Source organism: Allobosea sp. 2RAB26 (assembly GCF_052115465.1).
In the GTDB taxonomy this organism is placed as follows: Bacteria; Pseudomonadota; Alphaproteobacteria; order Rhizobiales; family Beijerinckiaceae; genus Allobosea.
This window is the reverse complement of sequence record NZ_JBFRGS010000002.1, coordinates 214,606-239,309: the sequence shown is the minus strand read 5'-3', so window position 1 is coordinate 239,309 and position 24,704 is coordinate 214,606. Positions and strand designations below refer to the sequence as shown.

Below are 24,704 nucleotides of genomic sequence, written 5' to 3'. Positions count from 1 at the left end.
CCGCAATGGTCGTTTGCGCCAGTTGCTGACCTCTGGACAGTCCGTGCTATGCATGCCTTGCCGGTTCGAAGGGCTGACGGCTGCCGGCGCCAGGAGTTCTCGATGCCAGGCGATCGCATCCCCCGACCGCTCGCAATCATTCCCTCTGTTCTGGTTTTCCTTGCCCTGATCTTTGGAATTCTGGCCGCGTGGTCGTGAGACTGGGAAACGTCTTTGCTCTCGCCGGGGTTTCTGCGGCGGTGTTCTGGAACATTCCTCTCTTTGGAGCGGCGCGGTGGACTTCAGAAAGAAGGCGCGACCTCGGTCTAAGCTGCGGAGTTATGGCGCTGGCGTTGGGGTTTAGTTTTCTCGTCGACTTGGTGACGATGTAACCGAAGGGCCGAGCCGGTCCCCGATGGTGCAGCACGTCGGCTGTTCGACGGCAGGTCGCTGCCTCTTGCAATCTGGCCTCTCTGCCCGACGAAAATTGCCTCAGCCATGTGAGTGACCGCACCCAGCCGATCTCGCCAGCAGAACCTAGCGCCGCGCGTTGAAGCTGCGATAGGCCTCCGCCGCGGATGGCCGCGGCCAGTCCGCATAGAAGGCGCGCAGATGCGGGTCGAGCGCCTTGACGAAGGCGCGCCGTGCCGTCTCGGCCTCGCTCGGGGGGCGCTGCATAGCCGTTTCGATCTCGCCGAGCAGCTTTTCCTTGTCGATCGTGGCGATGCGCCCGTCGCGCAGCACATGGCGCCCGTCGATCAGCACATCGCGGATCATTCCGGTCTTGGCGCGCTGCACCAGCGCCGAGACGATCTCGGTGTCGGGATCGAGATAGGGCCGCGCCAGCTGTTCCCAGTCGATCACCACAATGTCGGCCGCGCGCCCGGGTTCGAGACGGCCGATCAGGCCGGCAAAGCCCGTCGTCGCCGCGCCGTGCTCGCTGGCCATCCGGAAGATGCGCGCCTCGGAGAGCGGTTCGTAAGCGTGCCCCGGCGTGCGCTGCAGGTTCCAGGCGAGGCGCATCTCCTGCAGCATGTCGCGGTCGTCATTGATGCCGGCCTGGTCGATGCCGAGCGCGACCGGGATGCCGGCCCGGTCGAACTCCTTGACCGGCGCGATGCCGCTGCGCAGCCGCAGACCCGAACTCGCGTTGTGGCAGACGCAGGTGCCGCTCTCCGCAAGCAGCGCGATGTCGGCGTCGCTGCACCAGATGCCGTGGCCGATCGTCATGCGCGGGCCCAGCAGGCCGAGATCGGCGAGGTGACGCACCGCGGAGCCGCCGGTGTCCATCTCCGCGAACCGGCGCTGATAGGGCGTCTCCAGCAGATGCATATGCAGCCCCACATCATGGCGCTGGGCGAGGTCGCCCTGCGCGATCAGGCTTTCGCGCGTGCACCATTGCAGGTTTGACGGTGCCAGCTGGACCCGGCTCATGCCATCGGCGGGTCGGCCCCAGCGTTCCGCCAGGGCTTCGAAATGCTCCGTCAATGTCTCGACCGAGGTCTGGGCTGTTGCCAGGATCGCCACCAGCTGTTCGCGGAGCGGCCGCGGCAGGCTTGCCAGAAAAGTCTCGTCGGCCCCGTAGACGATCCTGTTCCGGTCGCGCCACATGAAGGAGAAGGACGCGCGCATCCCGATCTCGGCATAGGCACGCATGATCGCGTCCGGCGCATCGAGCCAGCGCTCGCGTGGGCCGACGGGGCCGCCATGCAGGTGCTGGACGGAGGTCACCCCCGACTCGATCATCTCGATCGCCGAATAGAGCGTGTCGAGATAGGGGTCGAGCCCGCGCCAGCCGAGGAAGCGCGGCAGCCAGAGCTCCAGCGGCAGGAAGGGCGTGCCGTGCTGGAGCGGCGTCAGTCCGGTATGGTGATGGGCGTTGACCAGCCCGGGCATGACGAGATCGGTCGGCCGTCCGATGCATGCGGCGCCGGGATGGCGGGCGATCAGCTCAGAGGCCGGCCCGATCTCGGCGATGCGGCCAGCTTCGATGAGCAGGGCGCCGTCGGTGATGATCCGGGCGCGGTCATCGCCGTCGACGCCGCACAGGACATGGCGGCCCCGTACGATCGTGCTCTGCGTGCTCGCACGGTTCTCGTTCAAGCGGTTCAGCCCTTGCGAAAGGCGCGGCACTCGTCCGCGCGCCAGCCGATTTCGATCCGGGCGCCGCGCGCGAGCTCCTGGGGCAAGCGCATCGGATCGGCCTTCGCGATCAGCTCCTGCCCGCCGAGCTGGAAGACGACGCGGGTCGCCTCGCCGAGATAGACCAGCCGTTCGACCTCGAGCACATATTTGTTCTCGGTCTCTCCCGGCGTCAGGGCGATCCGTTCCGGGCGCAGGCACAGCACCGCCTCGTCCCCGATCGCGAGCGCATCGATGGACTGCGCCACCACCTCGACCCCGTCGGCGAGGCGCACGGTGACCCTTGCATCGCTGCGGCCGATGACGACGCCGTCGAGACTGTTGTTCTCGCCGACGAAGCCCGCGACGAAGGCATTGGCCGGGCTCTCGTAGAGTTCCTCCGGCGTCGCGAGCTGCTGGATCCTGCCCTGGTCGAACACGGCGATCCGGTCCGACATGGTCAGGGCCTCTTCCTGATCATGGGTCACATAGACCATGGTGACGCCGAGCCGTTCGTGGATCTGCTTCAGTTCGTACTGCATGCGCTCGCGCAACTGCTTGTCGAGCGCGCCCAGCGGTTCGTCGAGCAGGATCAGCTCGGGCTCGAAGACGAGCGCGCGGGCCAGCGCGACGCGCTGCTGCTGGCCGCCTGAAAGCTGCGCCGGCATGCGCTTGCCGAACGCCCCGAGCTTGACCATGTCGAGCGCAGTCGCCACCCGCCGCGCGATTTCCGGTTCGGATAGCTTTCGCGCCCGCAGGGGGTAGGCGACATTGTCGGCCACCGTCATGTGCGGAAACAGCGCATAGTTCTGGAAGACCATGCCGATTCCGCGCTTGTAGGGCGGCAGCGCGGTGATGTCGCGGCCCTGCAAGGTGATGCTGCCATTGGTCGGCGTCTCGAAGCCGGCCAGCATCATCAGGCTCGTCGTCTTGCCCGAGCCTGAGGGGCCGAGCAGCGTGAGGAATTCGCCCCGGGCAATGTCGAGGGACAGATCCTTCACGACGAGGACCTGGCCGTCATAGCTCTTCTGGACATGCGAGAAGCTGACGAGCGGCGCGCTGGGGACAGGCGCGTCGCGATGTGTGGTTGCGGTGAGGGTCATGGCCTACTCCGTCCAGGCGCGCAGGGAGGGCGGGAAGCGCTCGGCCGCGCTGCGGCCGAGGATGTCATGTGCGGCGTGACCGTCCCAGACGGCCCGGCTCGAACGGGCGGCGGCGTCGATGATTTCGTCTTCGTCGGCGACCAGCAGCCGCTTGCCGTCGACGAGCAGACGGCCGGCAACGATCACGCTGTCGATCATCTCCGGCGTTGCCAGATGCACGATCGCCCTGACCGGGTCTGGATTGGGGCCGAAGGTGAGCGAGCGCGGGTCGATGACGACGAGATCGGCCTTGGCGCCGGGCGCGATCCGCCCGAGATCGGGGCGTCCCAGCGCCTGCGCGCCGGCAAGGTTGCTCGCGGAAAAGACGCTCTCCGCCGGAGCCTCCTCATGATTGTTGTCGGCGAATTTGTTCATCAGCGCCGCCATCCGCATCTCCGAGAACATGTCGAGCGGATAGGTATCGGTGCCGAGCGCGACATTGATGCCGGCCCGGCGATAGCGGGAGAAACTCTCGAGAGCGAGCCCGCGCCGGGAAAAGGCGACCGGGGAATGCGCGACATTGACCTTGGCCGCGCCGAGGATCGCGATGTCGTCCTCGAGCGGATAGCCGACCGCGCGGTGCGAGGCGATATAGACGCAATGCGCCAGGATGGTTGCTTCGTCGAGCAGGCCTTCCTCGGCCAGGCACTGGACCGGGGTCTTGCCCGTCGCACCCATCGTCTCGAAGAACTCGCGGTGCTGCTCGACGAAATGCAGGGTGAAGGGCACACCGAGCGTGCGGGCCACCTGCTTGGCCTCGCGCCGCAGCGCCGGAGTCGAGACATAATATTCGTCGAGCGCGATCACGCCGGACAGCCGGCCGTCCAGGGCGCCGCGATGCGTCTCGATGAAACGGGCACTGGCCTCCAGCGATTTCAGGCCGCCGGCGTCGTCGAGTTCGCGCACGACCCGTCCGTCATCCTCGAGCCAGTAGCGCCCGCCGGCGACGATCGGTGCCCAGACGAGCCTGATGCCGAATTCCTGCGCCACCTCCAGCATCAGCTCGCCGTCGCGCGGCCCGGCTGGGGCAAAGGCGAGGACGGTGGTGACGCCATGCCGAAGCAGCGTGGCGAAGCCATAGCGCAACGAGGCGCGTGCATCCTGCGGAGCGAGGAAGCCGGGGCGGCCGGAGCGGCTCGCCGGCAGGAAATGCAGGAAGCTCGAGCGGATGAAGTCGCGCCGGCCGCTGTCGATCAGCTGTCGCGGGCCTTCATGCGCGCCGATATGGGCATGCGTGCTGATCTGGCCGGGAATGACGATCCTCCCGCGCGCATCGATGCGCCGCTTCGCCTCTCCGGCAAAGCCCGGTCCGACGGCGACGATCTCGTCTCCGGAGATGGCGATACTGCCGCCCTCGAGATAGCGGTGCTCCTGTCCGTCGAAGGCGATGACGGTTCCACCTTCGATCAGCAGGTCTACGGTAGCGGCGGGCATCAGGCGGTCTCCAAGGGGTTTCGCAAGCGTTGCGAGCGGGCGCGCAGCCACTCCATGACCAGCATCAGCAGCACCGAGACGACCAGGAGCACCACGGCCGCTGCCGTGATCGTCGGCGAGATGTTCTCGCTGACGCCGCTGAAGATCTGGCGCGGCAGGGTCCGCTGCTGCGGGCTGGTGAGGAACAGCGCGATGACGAGTTCATCGAAGGAGGTGACGAAGGCGAAGACGGCGCCCGAGGCGACGCCCGGCGCGATGATCGGCAGCGTCACCGTACGCAAGGTCCGCAGCGGCGAGGCGCCCAGGCTGGCCGCGGCCCGCGGCAGATTGGGGTCGAAGCTCTGCAGCGTCGCCGACACGGTGATCACGACAAAGGGCAGCGCCAGCGCGATATGGGCCAGGATGAGCCCGAGATAGGTGCCGACGAGATTGATCGACGCGAAGAAATAGAAGGCCGAGACCGCGATGATCACCACCGGAACTGCGATCGGCGTCACCAGCAGGGCGACCAGGATCGGCTTGAACCGGAAGCGGGCGCCGTGCAGGCCGAGCGCCGCCGTGGTTCCCAACGTCGTCGCCGCGACCGTGGTGACGAGGGCGACGAAGACGCTGTTGGCGAGCGCGCCGGTCCAGAGCGGGTTGGTGAAGAACTCGCGATACCATTGCAGGGAAAGCCCCGGCAGCGGGAAGACGAGCAATTGTCCCGCGGTCAGCGACAGCGGCACGACGACGAAGATCGGCGCGATCAGGAAGATGAAGACCAGGGTCGCGAAGATCCGGGACCCGATCAGGACGGCCCGCTCGGTGGCGGGGATGTGAGTTGCAGCGGCCATGTCAGCGCACCCTGAGCCGGTCGAAGCCGACGAGCTTGCCGAGCGCGAGATAGATCGCCGCGACGACGAGCAGGAGGAGGGCGCCCAGCGCCGAGGCCAGGCCCCAGTTGACCGCCGAATTGGTGAAATAGGCGATGAAATAGCCGATCATCTGGTCGCCAGGCCCACCGACGAGCGCCGGGGTGACGTAGAAGCCGACGGAGAGCACGAAGACGAGCGTTCCGCCCGCTGCCAGGCCGGGCAGCGTCAGGGGCAGGTAGACCGTTCGGAAGACCCGCAGCGGCGGCGCGCCCAGCGAAGCGGCTGCACGCAGGTGATTGCCGGAAATGCCCTTCATCACGCTGTAGATCGGCAGGATCGCATAGGGCAGCAGCACATGGACCATGGCGATGAAGACGCCGGCCCGGTTGAAGATCAGCGCCAGCGGCTGGTCGATCAGGCCGAGCGCGATCAGGCTCTTGTTCACCAGCCCCTCGTTCTGCAGCAGGATGACCCAGGCGGTGCTGCGCACCAGCAGCGAGGTCCAGAACGGCACGAGCACCAGCATCAGCATCCAGCTTGCGGCGCGCGGGCCGGCCCTGCTCATCACGGCGGCGACGGGATAGCCGATCAGCAGGCACAGCGCCGTGACGCCGAGGCTGACCGTCAGCGTGCGGCCGTAGAGATCTATGAAGATGCGCTGCTCCGGCGCGACGCGGCGGATCTCGCCGTCCGGCGCCTTTTCGAGGTCGAGCGCGGTCAGCAGGTAGAAGCTCGTCAGGCGGCCCGATTGCTGGTGCAGCACGCCCCAGATCGCCGGATCCCGCCACTTCTCGTCGATGGCGAGGAAGGCAGCCTTCGTCGCGCCGTCATCTGCGGCCGGCAGGCGCCGCGCCGTGCGGGTCAGTAGACCCCGGAAGCCGGGCAGCGCGTAATTCAGCCGGCGGCCGATCAGCCCGAGCGCCGGGGTGTCGCGGATTGCCCGCAGGTCCGCGGCAAGCGCGGCGAAGGCCGCTTCGTCCGGCTCGCCCTGGCCCGACCAGGCCTGCATCACTGCCGCGGTCTGCGGCAGGTAGCCGGGCACCTCGGGATTGTCGACGCTGCGGAACATGAACAGCGCCAGCGGCACGACGAAGAAGAAGGCGGTGAACAGCACGCTCGGCGCGAGCAGCGCCAGCATCCGCCAGAGATGGCGGCGCTCCGCTGCGCCGACCTGGGCGGCGAGACTGGCCGTCCGTGGCGTCGGCGCTGCTGCCATCTCGTGAGAGGTCGCGGCCATGCTCATCACTGGGCCACGAAGGTTGCGAAGCGCTGGCGGATGGCGTCGCCATTGTCCAGCCAGAAATTGATATAGGTCGGGCCCGCCTGCATCATGCCGTTGCGCGCCTTGGGATCGGGCAGGGCGGCGCGCCTGGCCTCGCTGAGCAGTGCATTCGCGTCGGAATTGGCCGGCGGGTTGCCGAGTTGCTCCATGTAGCGGGCCTGGGCGGGCGGCGACAGCTGATAGGCGATCAGCCTGGCCGCCGCATCCTTGCGAGGCGAGCCCTTCAGGACGCCGAAATAGATCAGCGCGTTGGTGTAGCCGGCATCCCAGACGATGCGCAGCTTGCGGTTGTTCGAGGCATTGGCGGCGTTGACGCGGCCGAGCCAGCCATAGCCCATGCTGACCTCGCCGGTGAGCAGGAGCTGCATCGACTCGTCGCCGCTCTTCCACCATTTCACATGCGGCTTGATCTCGGCCAGCTTGCGGAAGGCCCGGTCGAGGCCCCCCGGTCCGGTCAACACCTTGACCACGTCTGAGGGCGCGACGCCGTCAGCCATCAGCGCGATCTCGACGGTCTGGTCGGGCTGGTACATCAGCGCGCGCTTGCCGGGAAATTTCGCGACGTTCCAGAAATCGGCCCAGCTACGGGGCGCCGCATCGCCGCTGAGCTTGTCGGAATCGTAGACCAGCGTGCCGGGGGAGGCGAGATAGGGGGCACCGCAGGCACCGAAGCCGCCGACTGCTTCGAAGGCCTTCGCATCGACATAGTTCGACCAGTCGATCTTCTCCAGCAGCCCCTCTTCGCAGCCGGCCGCTTCGTTGATCGGGTTCAGGCTGATGGCATCCCAGACAAGGTTGCCGGTTTCGACCTGCGTCCTGATGCGGGCAAGTTCCTGGTTGAACGTGTCGATATTGATCTTGATGCCCGTCTCGGCGGTGAAGGGCTCGAACACGGTCTTGCGCTGAAGCTCGCCGGGCTGGCCGCCCTGGTTCGCGACCGTAAGCGACTGGGCCGTGGCGGGCTGGACGGCAAGTCCGGCAAACGCCAGCCCGATGGCGAGAATGGCCTTCGAGGTCTTCATGTCACGGCTCCCTGTGCCGGGGACGGCTGGATTACTGGGCGGCGAAGGTGATGAAGCGTTGCAGCAGCGCGTCGCCATTGTTGAGCCAGAAGTCGAGATAGAGCTGGCCGCTTTGCAGCGAGGCGAGGTGCAGGTGATTGGCCGGCAGCGTGGCGCGCTCGGCCTCGCTCATGAAGGCATAGGCCTTCGCATTGGCCGGGGCGTAGTCGATGGTCCGCGCGAAGGCCGCCTGTGGCTCGGGAGAGGAGGCGAGAGCCAGGAAATCCAGCGCGATGTCCTTTTTCCTGGTGCCCTTCATGATCGCGATCATCTGGCTGCCTGAGACATGGCCGGCGCCGAATTCGATCTTGAGCGCGCGATTATTGGTGCGGTTGGCGATCGCGACCCGCCCGTTCCAGGCGAAGGTCATGACGACCTCGCCGGTCAGGATGTTCTGCATCGACTCGTCGCCGCTCTTCCACCATTTGATATGGGGCTTGAGCTCGGCAAGCTTCCTGAAGGCGCGGTCGACGCCGCCCGGCGCCGCGAGCACCGTCATGACCTCGGCCGGTGGCACGCCATCGGCCATCAGCGCGACCTCGAGCGTTTGCTCGGCGCGGTAGAGCAGGCCGCGCTTGCCGGGGAATTTCTTGACGTCCCAGAAATCCGCCCAGGTCCTGGGGGCCTCCCCGCCTTCATAGCGCTTGGTGTCGTAGACCAGGGAGCCGGACACGAAATTGTTCGGCAATCCGCATTGGCCGAAGCCGCCGACAGCGGCGAAGTCCTTGGGATCGACATAGCGCGCCCAGTCGATGCGCTCGATCAGGCCTTCTTCGCAGGCTGTCGCCTCGTTGATCGCGGTCAGGCTGACCACATCCCAGACGAGATTGCCTGTCTCGACCTGCGAACGGAGCTTGGCGAGTTCCTGGTTGAAGGAATCGTCGACGACGACGTGACCGGTCTTCGCCGTGAAGGGCTTGTAATAGGCCTCGCGATAACCCGCGCCGGCAGCACCGCCATTATTCGCCACCGTGATTGAATCCGCGGCCGCCGCCATGGGCAGAAGGCATGCGAAGAGCGCCAGCCCGGCAGCCAGTCCGTTCCGTACCGCCATGTCGAAGATCTCCATCCCGATCGATTGGTTGCTATATTGGTTGCGATTTTTATCGCATTGTGTCCCGTCTGGTTGATAATCCACACGTCACGATGGGCGCTGTCAATGGGGTATGTGCTCGTTATTTCTTGACATGTGGCGCAAAGCTTAGGCATCTGCTTTTCAACCAGACAGATGATTGGTTGCAATTATGACTCGCCAGCGGATGACCGATGAGATTAGATCGACGCTCGAGGAGAGCATCGAGTTGATTTTCGAGGGGACCATTCAGGACAGCGACCGCCGCCTGCCGACCGAGCGTGAACTCGCGGCGCGCCTTGGCGTGACCCGGCATGCCGTCCGGCACGCGCTGGAGCGTCTCGAGGCCCGCGGCTCACTTTGGCGCCATGTCGGCCGGGGCACCTTTCGCGGCCGGCGCACGGAGACCGAGGCGGCGACGGAAGGCACGGTGGCCAATTGCAGTCCGCGCAATATCCACGACGCGCGCAGGATGCTCGAGCCGTCGCTCGCCTCGCTCGCTGCCGTGAACGCCTCAGCCGCTCAGATCGCCGAGATCGAGGCCGCCTGCCGCCGCTGTGCGGCTGCGCGCAACATGGATGCCTACGAGGTCTTCGACGAGGGGTTTCACCGCGCGATCGCCGCCGCCTGCGGCAATCCGCTGGCGATCGAGCTGTTCGAGACCGTCAACCGGGCTCGCAAGGAGATCGTCTGGGGCGCCATGCGCCGCGCCGTGCTGCGGCCGGAGCGGCGCGCCCATTTCAGCGCCGAACACCGGCGGATCGCGGAGGCTATCGCCCGGCGCGATGCCCATGAGGCCTGGCAGGCCGTGATGACGCATATGGACACGATTTCCCAAGCCTATGACGCACTGCGCCCGGGCGAGCCTTTCATCCTCTGAACCCGATACAGGAGCCGTCAGTGCAGCAGGAAAGCGTCGACCTCGGAGTCCGCGGTCGCATTGTCACCATGGACAGGAACCGGGCCGTCATCGAGGACGGCATGGTCGTCTCGCGCGGCGGACGTATCCTCGCAGTCGGCCCGCGCCAGGAGATCGCCTCGCGCTACCGTTGCGAGCAGGTTCTTGGCGACGAGCACGCCATCATCATGCCGGGCTTCATCGACGCCCACACCCATTGCACGCAATGTTTCGTGCGCTCGCTGACCAGCGGCGAATTGCCGATGATTCCGCGTCTTTACAGCCCGGCACAGCGCTCGCTGAACGCCGAACAGGCCGGTACGACGGTGCGCCTGCTCGCAGCCCAGCTCCTGCGCTCCGGCATCACCACGATGTGCGAGGGCACGCTGAACCCGGCCCACGAGCCGGCAATCGTCGCCGCGATCGAGGAGACCGGCATACGCTGCGTCATGGCGCGCGGTGCCGCCGACCAGGATTTCCATCACGCCGCGCTCTACAGCCAGATCGCCGACCGCTCCTGGTACAAGGCCCGGGAGGGAGAGGCCGAGCGCGAGCTCGCCGCCACCGAGGAGTTCCTGAGACGCCATCCGCCGCGCGGCGACGGCCTGATCCGCGGCTCCGTCAACGTGTCGGCCCTGATGAATTTCTCCGAGGCCTATTTCCGCGGCGGGGCGGAGCTGGCGCGGCGGCACGATACGACGATCCAGGTCCATATCGGGCGCGATCGCGAGGAGGTCGAGTTCTGCCTGTCGGTCTTCGGCCGCAGGCCCGTCGAGCGCCTGGCGGATCTCGGTGTCATCGACGAGCATCTCGTTGCCGTCCATGCGGTGCTTGCCAGCGAAAAGGAGATCGAGCTGCTGGCGCGCGGCCATGCCGGCCTGGCGCATTCCCCGGTCGAATGCGTCGCCAATCTCAACGCGATCCCGAACCTGCCGCGCTTCCGTGCGGCCGGCATCCGGGTCGCTCTCGGCTGCGACAACCAGGCCAACGACATCTTCGTCAACATGCGCGCAGCCTGGCTCATCCATGGCGCGAAATGGGGCATCGCCGGCTATGATGCGGATTTTCTCGCCGCCGGCGACATCATCGACATGGCGACGATCGAGGCCGCCTCGGTGCTCAGAATCGACGACATCGCCGGATCGCTCGAGCCCGGCAAGGCGGCCGACATCGTCGTACTGGATGGAAGCGGTCCGCATCTGATGTCGATGCAGCATCTCTCGAGCGAATTGCTGCGTTATGCCAGCCGAGCCGAGGTCACGAGCACGATCGTTGCGGGCAAGGTGCTCTATTCCAACGGTGCTTTCACGACGATCGATATCGACAGGCTTCGCGGCGAGGCACTGGCCGGCCGCGACCATGTCCGCGAGATCGTTGCCGAGCGTCGCTACAAGCCATTGCCGCAATGGTAGCTGCTGGCCGCAATACCGGCCCTTGACGCGCAGGGGGGCAGGTGCCGTCGTCGCCGGCCCGACATCGGGAGCAAGGATCGGTCGGGAGCAGCGGCCCAGGAGATTGTGCTCATCGGCGCATGGCTTCAGCTTCCGCGATGACGAGAAGCCCGCCGAGAAGGGCCAGCACCATGCAGGCCGACACATGGGGACTGCCGAGGAAAACCCCGCAAAGCGCGGTCATCACCAGGAGCCCTCCGGACAGCCAGGAGGTCGCTCTCATGCAGACGGCTCCGAGGACGAGCGTGGCGTGGGCGCAGAGCAGTCCGCCGCCCTCATGAATGAAGATCGCGTGCGCAGTGGGCGCCGCGATGCTCGCTCCAAAGCCCTGCTGCCCGAGCATCACGAAGCCGGTGACAACGCCAATTGCGCCAGCGAAGAGCGCTACGACACCACCTGCTCGCCGCATGGTTTTTCAGGCGCCCGTTGTTCTGTGCGCCGCATTATGACGGAGTGATTCCTTAGCCGTATATTAATGGCAGGAAATGCAATTGTGGTGTCGTGGCTGCGAAGCGCCTTCAGCCCAGACCCTCGGTCGCCGCCTTACCCCATCGCCTCGCGCTGCTTCAGCAATGTGTTGAGCCGGTCCTGTTGTTCCTCGATCCGGTTCGCGATGGCCTCTTCCGCGCCCGATCCCGAGGTCGCGGTGGCTTGCTCCATCAGATCGGCGATATTCCGTCGGGCGATCGCAATCTGGTCGTCGAGATCCTGCTTGGACACGTTCTCAGGCATTGGCTGAACCTCCGGCCCTCTGCATGCCTCGAAGTCGGGTTCCGGGCCGCTGGAACCCTGCTCGCGGCGCTGACGTTAGCTGATTGTGGTCCTCCGTGTGAGGCGAAATCGCGCTGGAGGAATCCAATGAGTTCAAACCCCATGCGAGCGTTCCTCTTCGGGACGGCACTGACTGCCTTGCTGTGCGCGGCTCATGCACAGGCCCAGCCGGCACCATCCCCCTCGATGGCCGGGCCGGAACACAAGGAGGGCACCGGGACTGGCTCGGGATCGTCGGGAATGGCGCCCCAGCAGGGCACTGGCAGCGGCGCGACACAGCATGCGCCGGGCGCCAATCGCCCCGAGCCGAACAGGCCGCCCTCGGCTGCCGACAGCCAGCAGAACCGCGACTATGGACGGGACACGAGCCCTGACGGGCAGCCGATGCACCAGAGCAATCCCGCCGGGGGGACCGCGAAGCCCAATTGAGCCGCTGCGCCGCGGCGGCGGATCAGAACGCGTCATTTTGATCATCAATGCCCGCTCGGGAGAAGCCGCCGCCTTGTCGGGGATGAGTGGCGAACTCGGCATGGCGATGGGGCTTGCCGTGATCGGGAGCCTCGCCGCGGGGCTGTATCGCCTGGAGATGACCGGGTTCGTTCCAGTCGGTGCGCTGCCCGAAATGGCGCAGTCCTTCGGCCTGACCGCGGCCTATGCCTTGACGCTCGAACAGGAACTCGCCGGCCGGCTCCTGGACGCTGCCCGCAACGCCTTTGTCGACGGGCTGAACGGCGCTGCCGCCTTCGGTGCCGGGCTGGCCCTGCTGCTTTGTGCAGGCGCAGCATGGGCGTTTCGGCCTTCGCAGGCGGCAGGCTGAGCCAATGGCCGCCCGCCGCCGATCTCTCTGTAACGTCCTTGTTTCGGTCTAGCTCCAGAAGCCTTCCTGATAGGCGCGGGGCGAGAAAACCGTCTCGTCCTGCTGCTCCTCGTGGTCCTCTTGGTGCTCGCGTTCTGTCTCGACTGTGCAGTCGGGAACGTGCCTGTCCAGCATCGAATCTCTCCTTTCAGATTGTGAGGGAGGGTGCTTAGGCAGCCCCTATATGACCATTTATGCTGCAACGCACAAGGCAAGGGCGATGCGTCCCGCATGCGTCCAGCGCGGGAACAAATCAGTTACAACCGTGTTGCTATGATTCCCCCGCAACGCGGAGTTGTTGTGTTTTGCCGCGACGCGGCCTTGAAGATTGGATCCGAGATGAACCGAAAGACCTTCCTTGCGAGCGTGCTGGGTGCGATCGCGATCGCAGGTGCAGCCGTTGCCTCTCCCACGCCCGCCAGTGCCGAAGCTTTGCCCGCTGGCCTGGCCGCCGGCCTCGACCGGCAGCCGGCCGAATACAGCATGACCGCCGCCAAGGAGCGCCGGCTGATGATGATGCAGGAGGCCAACCGCCAGCAGCGCTATGGTCGCGGCGGATATGGCCCGCGTCCCGGCTACGGGCCGCGCCCCGGCTACGGCCCGCGTCCTGGCTATGGCCCGCGCCCCGGCTACGGACCGCGTCCTGGTTATGGCCCGCGTCCCGGATATTACGAACGCTGGTGATCCAAAGCCTGTCCGGGCACGCATGTCCCGGACGGGCCTGATCAACCTCCAGGGGGAATATCGCTGTCCGCCTTGCCGATCGTGGCCCGCCGTTTCGAAGGGAATGGCGGGCCTTTCATGTCCAGGCCTTGGCTGCAGGGAGGGGGCGGGTTCGCTGCCAGCACCGTGGGATTCGTGATCGGCGTGGCACTCGGGATGCTGACATGGCGGCCGATCTGGACGGCGAGCCTGGCCGGCTGGCAGGTTAACCGCCGGCGATTAGACAATTCCCGGCCCGGTGCCCTAAGTGTCGGGGGCGAACGACTTTAGGTTGAGGGCCTGCCTTGGAAGCTCTGGTGATTATCGGCCTTGCCGTCCTTGGCTTCCTCATCGCCATTCCCTGGGCCGCTTTCTCCTCCCTCTCGCGCGCCAATCGCGCGCTGGCCCTGGTCGCAAAGCAGCAGGAAGAGATCGACCAGCTCCGGCTTGCCCTCTCCACGCTCCGCGAAGCCCACGGCGAAACCGGTCAGGCGGAGCCCGAGGCAGAGGACGTGGCCGTCCCTGTGGAATGGCTGCATCGCGAGCTTGCCCCGGCAGAGGGTCCAACCCTCACGGCCGATGCCGTGCCGCCGACGACACTGGAGACCGCGGCGGATCCCATGCTCGCTGACCCGCTTCCTGCCGACGCACTCGCAGCCGAAGCGCTGGCGCTGGAGCAGGCTGTCGCGGCAATGGAGCTGGCGCGGGACGCGGAGGCCCCGCCGTCGCTCGATAGCGTTGCAACGCCTGAACCTGTGCCAGCCGCGCGTCGCCGCGATTTCGAGGAGGCCATCGGTTCGCGCTGGGCCGTCTGGGTCGGCGGCATTGCGCTCGCCTTCGGCGGGCTCTTCCTGGTCCGCTATTCCATCGAGGCCGGCGTCTTCGGGCCCGGCATGCGGCTGCTGATGGGCGCAGCCTTCTCCCTCATTGCAGCCGTGGCCAGCGAATATCTCAGGCGGAGCGATCGGCTCGCCGATCTTGGCGAGAGGCCGGGCGCGCTCGGCCGGCTCGGCGGGGCCAATATCCCTGCGGTTCTCGCCGGCGTCAGCGTGCTCAGCGGCTTCGGCGTCGTCTACGCGGCCCATGCGATCCACGGCTTCATCGGGCCGGCCCTGGCTTTCACGCTGATGGGGCTTATCGGACTCGCGGCGCTCGCCGCATCCTTGCTCCACGGCCCGGTACTCGGCCTGTTTGGCTTGGTCGGCTCCTATGCGACGCCGCTGCTGGTCGCGAGCACCGCGCCGAACTTTCCGGCGCTCTCCGTGTTCCTCGCCCTCGTCACGGCCGTCGCCTTTCTCATCCATGCGTGGCAGCCGAGCCGCGTGGTGACGCTTGGTGCCATCGCCGGCCATGGCATCTGGACAGCCCTGATCGGGCTGTCCGGGGAGAGCCCGATCTGGTCATCCCTCCTGCTCGTCGTCGGGGCTGTGCTGGCGCTCGTGCTGCTGAAGGAATGGCCGAAACTGAAGGGCGGCACAGCCAGAAGCGCCTGGCCGGTCGCCGGCTTCGACGGCATCGGCCTTGCCGCGATCGCCACGCCGCTGGTCCTGTCCGGGGTGCTGTGGACGGCCGATGGCGGGCCCGTCATGCTGCATCTCGCCATCCTGACGACCGTGCTGGTCGCCATCATCTCAGCCGTCCGGCATGGCGATCTTGCCCCGCTGGCGCCGCTCGCCGCGGCCGCCGCTGCCGGCATGGTGCTGCTCTGGCCGAGCGTGCAGGGCGCCTTCGGGCTCTCGCCGGACATCGTCCTCGACATCGTCAGGCTGAGCATCACCGGCAATGCCGGGCCGGGCATCCGGTGGAGCGCGGCACTGCTCGCCCTGATCATCGGCGGCTTGCCATTCTACGCGCTGCTCCTGCGCAAGGGCGGCGGGGCCGGCGGCTTCATCATCCGCGGCTGCCTCGGCTTCGCCTCCGCGCTCGGGCCGATCTGCCTGCTGCTGGCGACGGCGCTCCGGAGCAATGGTTTCGAGCGCTCGACGGGCTTTGCGGTGCTCTCGCTTCTGCTCGCTGTCGCCCTGTTCGCCGCCTCCGAATTGCTGCTGCCGGTCGAGCGCCGCAGCACGCGCTCCCGGACAAACCCGCTGGCCTTGATCGGCTCGGCCGCCTATGCCGCCGGCGGCGTGATCGCGCTCGGCCTCGCCGTCGCCTTTGCCCTGCGCGAGACCTGGCTCGTCGTCGGGCTTGCGGTCGCGGCGGCCGGCGTCGCGATCATCGCCAGCCTGCGGCCGATCCCGCTTCTGCGCAGCATGTCCGCCGCCCTGGCGACGGCCGCGCTCGCGCGCCTGGTCTGGCAGCCGATCGTCTCCGACATGGGCTCCTGGCCGCTCGTCAACTGGGTCATCCCCGCCTATGCCGGGCCGGCCCTGTGCTTCGCGATCGGCGCGCTGGCGCTGCGTGGCAAGCAGGACCGGCCGCGCAGCGTCTTTGAGGCCCTGGCGGCCTTCTTCGGCGCGGCCTTCATCCTGCTCGAGATCCGGCAGTTCTTTGCCGGCCCCGAGCTCGTCCCGGACATCAGGCTGATCGCCGGCCATTATTCCGGCCTGCCGCGAAACCGCCTGTTCGAGGAGGCTGTCACCCATGTCGTGGCGCTCGGCCTGATCGGCGCTGGCCTGCAGGTCCTGGCGCGCCGCCTGGGCGGGCGCGTCTTGCGGCCGGCGGCCGATATCACGGCGGCTCTCCTGCTCCTGCTCAGCCTCGCCGGGCTCTGCGGCCTGCTCAATCCGCTTTTCGATGGCACGGCGGTGCTCGGGCCACCGATTTTCAACCGGCTCCTGTTCTATGTGCTCGCCGGCGGCGCGCTCGGCCTGCTCGGCTTCTGGCTCGATCGCGGGCAGGCGCGCTCGCGCATCGGCGAATGCCTGAGCGCCTGCGCGGCGGTGCTGGTCTCGCTTGGCGCCATCCTGATCGTCCGGCAGGGTTTTGACGGCCCGGAACTGGCGCCACGCTCGGGCGAGACGGTCGGCTTCGTCGAGGCGGTCATCGTGACGATCACGCTGCTCGCCCTGGCGGCAGCCGCGCGCATCTGGCACGAGGCGGCGCAGAACCGCGTCACCCGTTGGGTCCTGCGCGTGCTGGCCTTCGCCGCCATCGGCTGGGCTGCCCTGGCGCTCGGCATCGTCCGCAATCCGCTGTTCGACCAGAGCGGCGTCTCCGGCCCCATCATCTTCAACCGCATCCTCTGGGGCTATGGCGCGGTCGTGCTCGCCTTTGCCGGAACGGCCTTCTGGCTGCGCGATGCCCGGCCCGGGATCAGCCGGGCCTTCGCCTGGACGGCATGGGCGGGCACGGCGCTCTGCGCCTTCCTGCTGCTGCGCCACGGCTTCCATGGTCCGCTGCTGGTCTCAGGCGAGCCGGTCACGCTGGCCGAGGCCGGCTGCTACGCCGCGATCGCTTTCATCATGGCCATTGCGGCGATGATCGCCGGCACGGTCACGATCCAGGGCCGCGCTGTCCCCTTGCGCCCGGAGAGCGCGGCGATCGCCTCCTGCGCCGTCTTCGCGGTTCTCTCGGGCGTCGTCGCGAATCCGCTGCTGAGCGAGGTCCCGTTGGCGGGCCTGTTCATCCTCGACAATGCCCTGGTCGGTTATCTCATGCCGGCGCTGCTTGCTTTCGCTGCGGCGCGCTGGACGCGCGAATTCGTTGCGGCGGCCCTGCCGCGACGGATCTTCGGCGGCACGGCGATCATCGGGGCGCTCGCCTATGTGCTGATCGAGGTGCGGCGCTGGTTCGTCGGCCCCGATCTCCTGGCCGACGGCATCGGTGCAACCGAGCTCTACGCCTATTCGGCCGCGATCCTGCTCTATGGCGTCGCGCTGCTGGCGCTCGGCTTCCGCTTGCAATCGAAGGATCTGCGCCTGGCCTCGCTCGCGGTCGTCACCATTGCGATCTGCAAAGCGTTCCTCGTCGACATGGCCGGACTGGAAGGCCTGTTGCGGGCGCTCTCCTTCATCGGCCTCGGCGCCAGCCTGGTCGGCATCGGGCTCGCCTATCAGCGCTTGCTGCAGCGGGAGAATGCGCAGCAGGGCGCGGCGATCCGGGAAAGCGGGGCCGCAACGGAAGCGTCGGCAAACAGCTGACCTGTCGAAGGGCGCGGCGCTCGCCTGGTCCTTTGCCGTCGCTCACAGGATTGGGAGCCGTGAGGTCGTCACGGCTCCCAATGGAGACCTCGGATCGGAGTACCTGATCAGATCAGGCGACCTTGACGAGATCAGCTTGCGAACGCTGCCGCCAGAACCGCAGGAGCGGGAAGAGGAGTAGCGCCAGGGCGATGGCGAGCAGGATCGCGGCAACCGGCGACGAAACCAGGACCACCGGGTCGCCCTGTCCGATCGCCAAGGCGCGTCGCAACTGGAGTTCCGCCATGGGGCCGAGGATCAGACCGATCAGCGCGGGCGCGATCGGCACGGAGCAGCAGCGGAAGCCGTAGCCGACAAGGCCGAGCAGGCCGAGGATCAGGAGGTCGACCCAGGACTGCGACAACCCCCAGACCCCGACCAGCGAGAAGATCAGGATCCCCGCATAGAGATGGGGCTTCGGGATGGCGAGCAGCTTCACCCAGACCCGCGCCATCGGCAGGTTGAGAACCAGCAGCATGATATTGCCGATATAGAGCGAGGCGATTACGCCCCAGACCAGTTCCGGATTGCTGGTGAACAGGGTCGGGCCCGGCGTCAGGCCGTAGTTCTGAAAGGCGGCGAGCATGACGGCTGCGGTCGCCGAAGTCGGCAGGCCGAGCGTCAGCAGCGGAACCATGACACCGGCGACGGCTGCGTTATTGGCGGCTTCCGGTCCCGCGACACCTTCGATGGCGCCATGTCCGAACTCTTCGGGATTCTCGGAAAGGCGCCGCTCCAGCGTGTAGGACAGAAGCGTCGGGATTTCCGATCCTCCTGCCGGCATGGCGCCGATCGGAAAGCCGATGGCTGCCCCGCGCAGCCAGGGTTTCCAGGATCGTCTCCAGTCTTCACGGGTCATCGCGATCCGGCCCTTGACCTCGATCAGCTTCTGGGGCTCCCGGCTGAGGCGGCTTGCGACGAAGAGGATCTCGCCGACGGCAAACATCGCGACGAGCACGATGGTGATCCCGACGCCATCGGCGAGTTCCGGAACACTGAGCGTCAGGCGGGGCAGGCCGGACTGGAAATCCGTGCCGATGACCGCGAGGAAGAGCCCGAAGAAGAGCGAGACCAGCCCGCGCAGGATCGAGGTGCCGAGCACGACCGAGACGGAGGTGAAGGCAAGCACGGCGAGGGCAAAATACTCTGCAGGTCCAAAGACGAAGGCGATCTCGGAGATCGCCGGTGCAGCGACCGTCAGCAGCATGGTGCCGATGGTCCCGGCCACGAAGGAGCCGATCGCGGCCGTTGCCAGTGCAGCCGCGCCGCGGCCGTTCTTGGCCATCTTGTTGCCCTCCAGCGCCGTGATCATCGAGCCGGATTCACCGGGCGTATTGATCAGGATCGACGTGGTCGAGCCGCCATACATGGCGCCATAGAAGACGCCTGCGAAGATGATGAAGGCGGCTGTCGGCGACAGCGTCACCGTCACCGGAAGGAGAAGCGTGATGGTCAAGGCCGGGCCGATGCCGGGCAGGACACCGATCGCCGTTCCGAGCGCGCAGCCGACAAGCGCCCATAGCAGGTTCATTGGCTGCGCGGCGACGGCAAAGCCATGGATCAGCGCATCGAGAACGGACATCACAGCCCTCCGAGCGGAAGGAAGCCGCCGAGCTGCACGCCGAGCTTGGTGAAGGCGAACCAGGTGACGGTCGATACGGCGAGACCGATCGCCAGGTCTGGGAGCGGCCGCCGCGAGCCATAGGCGCGGGTGATGAAGGCGTAGGCTATGGCGCCGGCGAGCGGGAACCCCGCATAGCTTATGAGGCCAACTGGGAGAAAGACCCCGGCGGCGGCGGTCAATAAACCGGTCCACGACATCGGTCGCGTCAGGTCTGCGCCCTCGGTCTCCTCGGCTTCGAACCGGGCGCCTCGCGCCACCTGATATCCGAGTGCGCCCCCCAGTGCTGTCAGCACGAGGCCAACCGCGAGGACGAAGAAGCCAGGACCGATGCCGGCATAGGCCTGGGTCAGGGGCAGGCGCGCGGCGTCAGCGAGGACTGCGAGCCCAAGGCCGGTCACGGCGAGGGGAAGGCCCCAGCGCAGCAATCGCTGCGCCGGGGCCGACGAGCCCGGCGACGTCCTCACTTCGCCACCCCAAGCTCTTCGAGGATCGGTCGGATGCGGGCGTTTTCCTCCGCGATGAAGGCGCCAAACTTGCTGCCCCCGAGGAAGGCGCTCTGCAGGCCGCTCTTGGCGAGTTCCGCCTTCCATTCGGCCTGGGCCGTCATTCGTTCCAGGCGCTCGACCCAGTTCTGCTGCGCCGCCGCCGACATGCCGGGAGCACCCACGATTCCGCGCCAGTTCCCCATCGCCACATCGACGCCCGCTTCCTTCAGGGTGGGCGCCTCGACCTCCGCCAGGCGTTCCGGCGAGGTGACGGCGATGATCCGGACGCGGCCGGCATCGGCTAGGCCCTTCAGCTCGGACGCCCCGGAAACCAGGACGGCGATCTTGCCGCCGGCGAGCTGGGTGACGGCCTCCGCGCCCCCACCATAGGCGATATAGTTGATCCGTGCGGGAGCAACCCCGGCGCTCCTGGCGATCATGCCTGCAATGATATGGTCGACACCGCCGGCAGATCCGCCGCCGAAGGAGACGGCTCCCGGGTTGGCCTTCAGGGCATCAGTCAGGTCCTTGACGGTCTTGAAGGGCGAATTCGTCGGCACGGCGAGCCCGTTATACTCAAAGGTCAGCCGCGCGACCGGCGTCGTGTCGGTGATCGGCAGGGATCCCTTGGTCGCCATGATCGAGCCGAGCAGGATCACGCCCATGCCCATCAGGGCATTGTCCTGCCCCTTGCTCGTCCGGATGAACTCACCCAAGCCCAACGTGCCACCGGCACCGGGCTTGTTGGTGAAGACCGCCCCATCCTTGAACAGCCCTGCCTTGTCGAGCATGCCCAGCGCGAGACGGGTCGTGGTGTCATAGCCGCCGCCGGCCCCTGCCGGGACCATGACCTTGGCCGGCTCGGCGAGCGCCGCCCCGGAAACGCCAACCGCCATAGCGATCGAGATGAATGTTCTGCGCAGCATGGTGTCCTCCCTGTGGTGATCGAGATTGTATTTTGGATATCCGTAACTATTGTTTTTTAGATAATCAAGATATAATCAAGGTCGACACGCAAGGGAGGATTGAATGCCCGTGGACGCCACGATCGCCGAGTTGAGCAGCGGCTCGCAGAGGCTGAATTATGTTCCGATCGCCGGGGCGGAAGGCATCGATCGGTTGCCATTCTCGCTGCGGATCGTGCTGGAAAACCTGCTGCGGCAGCAGGTCGTCGAGGGAAGCGACACCACCGCCCAGGTTGACGCTTTGCTCAGGCGGGAGACCGGGGCTGCGCTGAACTTCAAGCCGACCCGGATCTTCGGTCAGGACATCCTGGCCAAGGTCATGCTGGTCGACATGGCCGCATTGCGCGATGCCCTGGCCGCGGCCGGGCGCGATCCGCGTCGCGTCAACCCGGCGGTCCCGGTCGACATCGTCGTCGACCACTCGCTTCAGGTCGACCATTTCGGCACGCGCGACGCCCCGCGCCTGAATCTCGACATGGAGTACCGGCGCAACGCAGAGCGCTTCGCCTTCCTGCGCTGGTGTTCGGAAAGCTTCGACCGTGTCCGCGTGGTGCCGCCCGGCAAGGGCATCATGCACCAGCTCCATCTCGAGAAGATCGGTCAGGTCGTCTGGACGGAGGAGTTCGAGGGGCGCGTGCTGGCCTCGCCGGACACCTGCGTCGGGACCGACAGCCATACCCCGATGATCAATGGCCTCGGCATTCTCGGCTGGGGCGTCGGGGGGATTGAGGCCGAGGCCGTGATGCTGGGCAAGGGGGTCGCGATCGCCTTGCCGCGCGTCATCGGCGTGGAGGTCAGGGGGCGCTTGCGCGACGGCGTCATGCCGACCGATCTCGTCCTGACGATCACCGAGCGCCTGCGCCAGGTCGGCGTCGTCGGAGAATTCGTGGAGTTCTTCGGCCCGGGCGTGGCGGCGTTGTCGGTCGCCGACCGTGGAACCATCGCCAACATGGCGCCCGAATATGGCGCGACCGCCGTCTATTTCCCGATCGACCGGCGCTCGATCGAGTATCTCGCGATGACGGCCCGCTCGGACGAGCACATCGCATTGATCGAAGCCTATGCGCGCGCCCAAAAACTCTGGCGCGACGAGGCGACGCCGGCACCGAGCTACGATCTCGTCGTCGACATCGATCTGGCAGAGATCGAGCCCTCCATGGCGGGGCCGAAGAATCCGGAGGATCGTTTCGACCTCTCGGTGGCCGCGACCGCCTTCGCCGGACATTGCCGGGAGATCGCGGGCCATAGCCCTTCCGTCGAGCGCTTTCCGGTGGCTGGGGCGGAGTTCGGGATCAGGGATGGCGACGTCGCCATTGCCGCGATCACCAGCTGCACGAACACCTCGAACCCCGTCGGCATGATCGCGGCCGGCCTCGTCGCCCGCAATGCCGTGCGCAAGGGGCTGACGTCGCAGCCCTGGGTCAAGACCTCGCTTGCACCCGGCAGCCATGTCGTCGCCGAAATCCTGGAGCGCTGCGGCCTTCAGCGTGATTTCGACGCGCTTGGCTTCCAGGTCGTCGGCTTCGGCTGCACCACCTGCAATGGCGGTTCGGGCCCGCTTTCCCCTGCCATTGCCGATGCGATCGAGAAGGGCGGGATGCTGGCGACCGCGGTCCTCTCCGGAAACCGCAACTTCCAGGGCCGGATCCACCCCAATGTGCGGGCGGCCTATCTCGCTTCGCCGGCGCTCGTCGTCGCCTATGCGATCGCGGGATCGATGACCCTCGACGTCAGGCGCGAGCCACTCGGCACCGGTTCAGACGGCGAACCGGTCTACCTTGCCGATATCTGGCCGAGCTCTGCCGAGATCGATGCGCTGGTCGAAAGCGCCTATACGCCCGATGTGTTCGCGGAAAAATATGTCGACCTGTTCGATGGCGGGGAGCCCTGGGCCCGTCTGGCGACACGGCCATCGGCGCTGTTCGACTGGCAGGCCGAGAGCACCTATGTGCGCCGGCCGCCCTATTTCGAGGGGCTGAGTGCTGAGCCGTCGCGCCGTGTCGATATTCTCGGTGCGCGCCCGCTTGCGATCCTCGGCGACTCCATCACGACGGACGATATATCGCCGTCGGGCGCCATCAGCCTGGGCACTCCGTCAGCGGATTTTCTCATCGCGCATGGCGTGAAGAGGGCCGATTTCAACAATTACACGACCAGGCGCGCGAACCATGACGTCGCGATCCGGGCGACCTTCGCCAATATCCGCCTGCGCAACCGTATCGTTCCCGGAGTGGAAGGCGGCTACACGCGGCTGATGCCTGGGGGCGAGCAGATGCGGATATTCGAGGCGGCGCAGGAGTATCTCAGGCGAGGCACGCCGCTCGTCGTCATCGCCGGGAAGAATTATGGCTGCGGCTCCTCGCGCGACTGGGCGGCGAAGGGCGTGGCCCTGCTTGGCGTCAAGGCGGTGATCGCCGAGGGGTTCGAACGCATCCACCGGACCAACCTCGTCGGCATGGGCGTGCTGCCGCTGCAGTTCCAGAACGGGATATCGGCGGAAACGCTTGGGCTCGACGGCACCGAGACCTTCGATATTGCAGGGCTCGACGGCGATTTCGCCGTCAGCGATACCGTCATCTGCCGTGTCACGCGCCAAACCGGCGAAACGCTCGATTGTCCCCTGACGATCCGGCTCGATACGCCGGAGGATATCGCCTATTGGCGCCATGGCGGCATTCTGCCCTTCGTCTGGCGTGACTATATGGGCGCCGACCTGCCGATCGCGAGGACCGCATGAGCCAGCATTTCATTCCCGCCGTGTTCTATCGGGGCGGAACCAGCAAGGGCGTCTTCTTCCGCGCGAGCGAGCTCCCCGCCGATCGAGGCCAGTGCAGCGCGATCCTGCTCGCGGCGCTCGGCAGCCCGGACCCTTACGGCCGCCAGCTCGACGGGATGGGCGGCGGGATCTCCTCACTGTCGAAAGCGGTCATCATCGGCCCGTCCACGCATCCCGATGCCGACGTCGACTACACCTTCATTCAGATCGCGGTCGACGAACCGGTTGCCGACTGGAGCAATAATTGCGGCAACCTCTCCTCTGCCGTCGGGCATTTCGCCGTTGACGAGGGCCTTGTGCCGGCCTCCGACGGCGAGGTGCTGGTCCGCATCCACCAGACCAACACGAAAAAGCTGATCCACTCCCGCTTCCAGGTCCGGGCCGGCAAGGCCGAAACGGCGGGGGACTATGTCATTGCCGGCGTTGCCGGCGCGGCCTCGCGGATCCGGCTCGACTTCCTGGAGCCGGCCGGTGCGGTCACGGGAAAGCTCCTGCCGAGCGGGCGCGTTCTTGACCATGCCGACCTTGGCAGCGAGGGGCGTTTCGAACTGTCGATCGTCGATGCCACCTCGCTGATCGTCTATGTCGATGCCGCAGCTTTCGGTTTCGACGGATCGGAGACGCCCGATGAGATCGAGGCGCGGCCCGGTGTGATGGCCATTCTCGAAAAGCTGCGCCGCTTTGCGGGCGTCACGATCGGACTGGCGCCCACGCCGGACGGGATCGGGCTCCAGACGCCGCGCATCGCGATGGTGGCCGCGCCACGGTCCTTCACCGGACTGGATGGCCAGCGCCATGAGGAGGATGCGTTCGATATCGCCACACGCATGATCTCGATGCAGCGGGCGCACCGGGCGATACCAGGGACCGGCGGGCTCAATCTCGGCGTGGCGACGCAGATTGCGGGAACCCTGCCCAACCGGTTGTCGCGCCCGGCCAATGCGGCAGGCGAGGTCAGGGTTGCCAATCCCTCCGGGCTGGTGTCGGTAGGTGCGGTTGTCCGACATGTCGGCGATCGCTGGATGGCAGAGAGCGCTGTCCTGTTCCGCACGGCGCGTCGGCTGATGCAGGGCGAAATCGCGGTGCCCTTGTCGCTTGCCAGGTGAATGG

Annotated in this window: 21 protein-coding genes; 8 read left to right on the top strand and 13 right to left on the bottom strand. The window is 66.8% G+C overall.

Annotation, left to right across the window (positions count from 1 at the left end):
* Nucleotides 1-516: 516 nt before the first annotated feature.
* The 7 genes from AB4118_RS04220 to AB4118_RS04190 are packed head-to-tail and all read right to left on the bottom strand — an operon-like array spanning nt 517 to nt 8,927.
* Nucleotides 517-2,082 carry an amidohydrolase family protein gene (locus AB4118_RS04220; protein ID WP_441488549.1) on the bottom strand — a complete coding sequence of 522 codons (1,566 nt, stop codon included), beginning with the start codon at nt 2,080-2,082 and terminating at the stop codon, nt 517-519.
* A gap of 5 nt (nt 2,083-2,087) precedes the next feature.
* Nucleotides 2,088-3,203 (bottom strand): ABC transporter ATP-binding protein, encoded by a 1,116-nt coding sequence (locus AB4118_RS04215; RefSeq protein WP_441488548.1) that lies wholly within the window; start codon nt 3,201-3,203, stop codon nt 2,088-2,090.
* A gap of 3 nt (nt 3,204-3,206) precedes the next feature.
* Entirely contained in the window at nt 3,207-4,676 is a 1,470-nt protein-coding gene (locus AB4118_RS04210) for an amidohydrolase family protein (protein ID WP_441488547.1), read from the bottom strand.
* Nucleotides 4,676-5,509, bottom strand: a complete 834-nt coding sequence (locus AB4118_RS04205) for an ABC transporter permease (protein WP_441488546.1) — start codon at nt 5,507-5,509, stop codon at nt 4,676-4,678. The genes AB4118_RS04210 and AB4118_RS04205 overlap by 1 nt, the downstream gene beginning before the upstream one ends.
* A 1-nt stretch (nt 5,510) precedes the next feature.
* Nucleotides 5,511-6,767: an ABC transporter permease gene (locus tag AB4118_RS04200; protein ID WP_441488545.1), complete on the bottom strand. Its 1,257-nt coding sequence runs from the start codon at nt 6,765-6,767 to the stop codon at nt 5,511-5,513.
* A 5-nt stretch (nt 6,768-6,772) separates the two neighbouring features.
* Nucleotides 6,773-7,834, bottom strand: a complete 1,062-nt coding sequence (locus tag AB4118_RS04195) for an ABC transporter substrate-binding protein (RefSeq protein WP_441488544.1) — start codon at nt 7,832-7,834, stop codon at nt 6,773-6,775.
* A 31-nt stretch (nt 7,835-7,865) separates the two neighbouring features.
* On the bottom strand, nt 7,866-8,927 hold the full coding sequence (locus tag AB4118_RS04190) for an ABC transporter substrate-binding protein (RefSeq protein WP_441488543.1): 1,062 nt from the start codon (nt 8,925-8,927) through the stop codon (nt 7,866-7,868).
* A 205-nt stretch (nt 8,928-9,132) separates the two neighbouring features.
* Between AB4118_RS04190 and AB4118_RS04185 the strand changes: the two genes are divergently transcribed.
* Nucleotides 9,133-9,825 (top strand): FadR/GntR family transcriptional regulator, encoded by a 693-nt coding sequence (locus tag AB4118_RS04185; protein ID WP_441488542.1) that lies wholly within the window; start codon nt 9,133-9,135, stop codon nt 9,823-9,825.
* A gap of 20 nt (nt 9,826-9,845) precedes the next feature.
* On the top strand, nt 9,846-11,255 hold the full coding sequence (locus tag AB4118_RS04180) for an amidohydrolase family protein (RefSeq protein WP_441488541.1): 1,410 nt from the start codon (nt 9,846-9,848) through the stop codon (nt 11,253-11,255).
* Nucleotides 11,256-11,364: 109 nt separating this feature from the next.
* Here the strand turns inward: AB4118_RS04180 and AB4118_RS04175 are convergent, their stop codons facing one another.
* Both AB4118_RS04175 and AB4118_RS04170 read right to left on the bottom strand, forming a co-directional pair.
* A complete protein-coding gene (locus tag AB4118_RS04175; protein WP_441488540.1) occupies nt 11,365-11,703 on the bottom strand; it encodes a hypothetical protein in 339 nt (112 codons plus the stop codon).
* 134 nt (nt 11,704-11,837) lie between these two features.
* Entirely contained in the window at nt 11,838-12,026 is a 189-nt protein-coding gene (locus AB4118_RS04170; RefSeq protein ID WP_441488539.1) for a hypothetical protein, read from the bottom strand.
* Between the two features lie 126 nt (nt 12,027-12,152).
* Between AB4118_RS04170 and AB4118_RS04165 the strand changes: the two genes are divergently transcribed.
* Entirely contained in the window at nt 12,153-12,494 is a 342-nt protein-coding gene (locus AB4118_RS04165) for a hypothetical protein (RefSeq protein ID WP_441488538.1), read from the top strand.
* Between the two features lie 73 nt (nt 12,495-12,567).
* A complete protein-coding gene (locus AB4118_RS04160; protein WP_441488537.1) occupies nt 12,568-12,882 on the top strand; it encodes a hypothetical protein in 315 nt (104 codons plus the stop codon).
* 48 nt (nt 12,883-12,930) lie between these two features.
* On the opposite strand, the gene AB4118_RS04155 is transcribed toward AB4118_RS04160, so the two are convergent.
* A complete protein-coding gene (locus AB4118_RS04155) occupies nt 12,931-13,056 on the bottom strand; it encodes a hypothetical protein (protein WP_441488536.1) in 126 nt (41 codons plus the stop codon).
* 204 nt (nt 13,057-13,260) lie between these two features.
* On the opposite strand from AB4118_RS04155, the gene AB4118_RS04150 reads away from it, so the two are divergent.
* A complete protein-coding gene (locus AB4118_RS04150) occupies nt 13,261-13,605 on the top strand; it encodes a hypothetical protein (protein ID WP_441488535.1) in 345 nt (114 codons plus the stop codon).
* A gap of 323 nt (nt 13,606-13,928) precedes the next feature.
* On the top strand, nt 13,929-17,705 hold the full coding sequence (locus AB4118_RS04145) for a DUF2339 domain-containing protein (RefSeq protein ID WP_441488534.1): 3,777 nt from the start codon (nt 13,929-13,931) through the stop codon (nt 17,703-17,705).
* A 112-nt stretch (nt 17,706-17,817) separates the two neighbouring features.
* Here the strand turns inward: AB4118_RS04145 and AB4118_RS04140 are convergent, their stop codons facing one another.
* From AB4118_RS04140 to AB4118_RS04130, 3 genes are read right to left on the bottom strand one after another with little or no spacing between them, the layout of a single operon-like run.
* Nucleotides 17,818-19,326, bottom strand: a complete 1,509-nt coding sequence (locus AB4118_RS04140) for a tripartite tricarboxylate transporter permease (protein ID WP_441488533.1) — start codon at nt 19,324-19,326, stop codon at nt 17,818-17,820.
* Nucleotides 19,326-19,832: a tripartite tricarboxylate transporter TctB family protein gene (locus tag AB4118_RS04135; protein WP_441488532.1), complete on the bottom strand. Its 507-nt coding sequence runs from the start codon at nt 19,830-19,832 to the stop codon at nt 19,326-19,328. The genes AB4118_RS04140 and AB4118_RS04135 overlap by 1 nt, the downstream gene beginning before the upstream one ends.
* Complete coding sequence (locus AB4118_RS04130) at nt 19,829-20,779, bottom strand: Bug family tripartite tricarboxylate transporter substrate binding protein (protein WP_441488531.1); 951 nt, start codon at nt 20,777-20,779, stop codon at nt 19,829-19,831. The genes AB4118_RS04135 and AB4118_RS04130 overlap by 4 nt, the downstream gene beginning before the upstream one ends.
* Nucleotides 20,780-20,882: 103 nt before the next feature.
* On the opposite strand from AB4118_RS04130, the gene acnA reads away from it, so the two are divergent.
* Together acnA and AB4118_RS04120 are read left to right on the top strand one after the other, a co-directional pair.
* Entirely contained in the window at nt 20,883-23,555 is a 2,673-nt protein-coding gene (acnA, locus tag AB4118_RS04125; protein WP_441488530.1) for an aconitate hydratase AcnA, read from the top strand.
* Nucleotides 23,552-24,700 (top strand): 2-methylaconitate cis-trans isomerase PrpF family protein, encoded by a 1,149-nt coding sequence (locus AB4118_RS04120; RefSeq protein ID WP_441488529.1) that lies wholly within the window; start codon nt 23,552-23,554, stop codon nt 24,698-24,700. Before acnA ends, AB4118_RS04120 begins: the two co-directional genes overlap by 4 nt.
* The last annotated feature ends 4 nt before the right edge of the window (nt 24,701-24,704 follow it).

Coding starts and splice junctions, on each gene's coding strand:
- AB4118_RS04140 (WP_441488533.1), bottom strand. CDS start 19,326: ATGTCCGTTCTCGATGCGCTGATCCATGGCTTTGCCGTCGCCGCGCAG.
- AB4118_RS04170 (WP_441488539.1), bottom strand. CDS start 12,026: ATGCCTGAGAACGTGTCCAAGCAGGATCTCGACGACCAGATTGCGATC.
- AB4118_RS04150 (WP_441488535.1), top strand. CDS start 13,261: ATGAACCGAAAGACCTTCCTTGCGAGCGTGCTGGGTGCGATCGCGATC.
- AB4118_RS04200 (WP_441488545.1), bottom strand. CDS start 6,767: ATGGCCGCGACCTCTCACGAGATGGCAGCAGCGCCGACGCCACGGACG.
- AB4118_RS04165 (WP_441488538.1), top strand. CDS start 12,153: ATGAGTTCAAACCCCATGCGAGCGTTCCTCTTCGGGACGGCACTGACT.
- AB4118_RS04130 (WP_441488531.1), bottom strand. CDS start 20,779: ATGCTGCGCAGAACATTCATCTCGATCGCTATGGCGGTTGGCGTTTCC.
- AB4118_RS04175 (WP_441488540.1), bottom strand. CDS start 11,703: ATGCGGCGAGCAGGTGGTGTCGTAGCGCTCTTCGCTGGCGCAATTGGC.
- AB4118_RS04120 (WP_441488529.1), top strand. CDS start 23,552: ATGAGCCAGCATTTCATTCCCGCCGTGTTCTATCGGGGCGGAACCAGC.
- AB4118_RS04205 (WP_441488546.1), bottom strand. CDS start 5,509: ATGGCCGCTGCAACTCACATCCCCGCCACCGAGCGGGCCGTCCTGATC.
- AB4118_RS04215 (WP_441488548.1), bottom strand. CDS start 3,203: ATGACCCTCACCGCAACCACACATCGCGACGCGCCTGTCCCCAGCGCG.
- AB4118_RS04195 (WP_441488544.1), bottom strand. CDS start 7,834: ATGAAGACCTCGAAGGCCATTCTCGCCATCGGGCTGGCGTTTGCCGGA.
- AB4118_RS04190 (WP_441488543.1), bottom strand. CDS start 8,927: ATGGCGGTACGGAACGGACTGGCTGCCGGGCTGGCGCTCTTCGCATGC.
- AB4118_RS04155 (WP_441488536.1), bottom strand. CDS start 13,056: ATGCTGGACAGGCACGTTCCCGACTGCACAGTCGAGACAGAACGCGAG.
- AB4118_RS04185 (WP_441488542.1), top strand. CDS start 9,133: ATGACCGATGAGATTAGATCGACGCTCGAGGAGAGCATCGAGTTGATT.
- acnA (WP_441488530.1), top strand. CDS start 20,883: ATGCCCGTGGACGCCACGATCGCCGAGTTGAGCAGCGGCTCGCAGAGG.
- AB4118_RS04210 (WP_441488547.1), bottom strand. CDS start 4,676: ATGCCCGCCGCTACCGTAGACCTGCTGATCGAAGGTGGAACCGTCATC.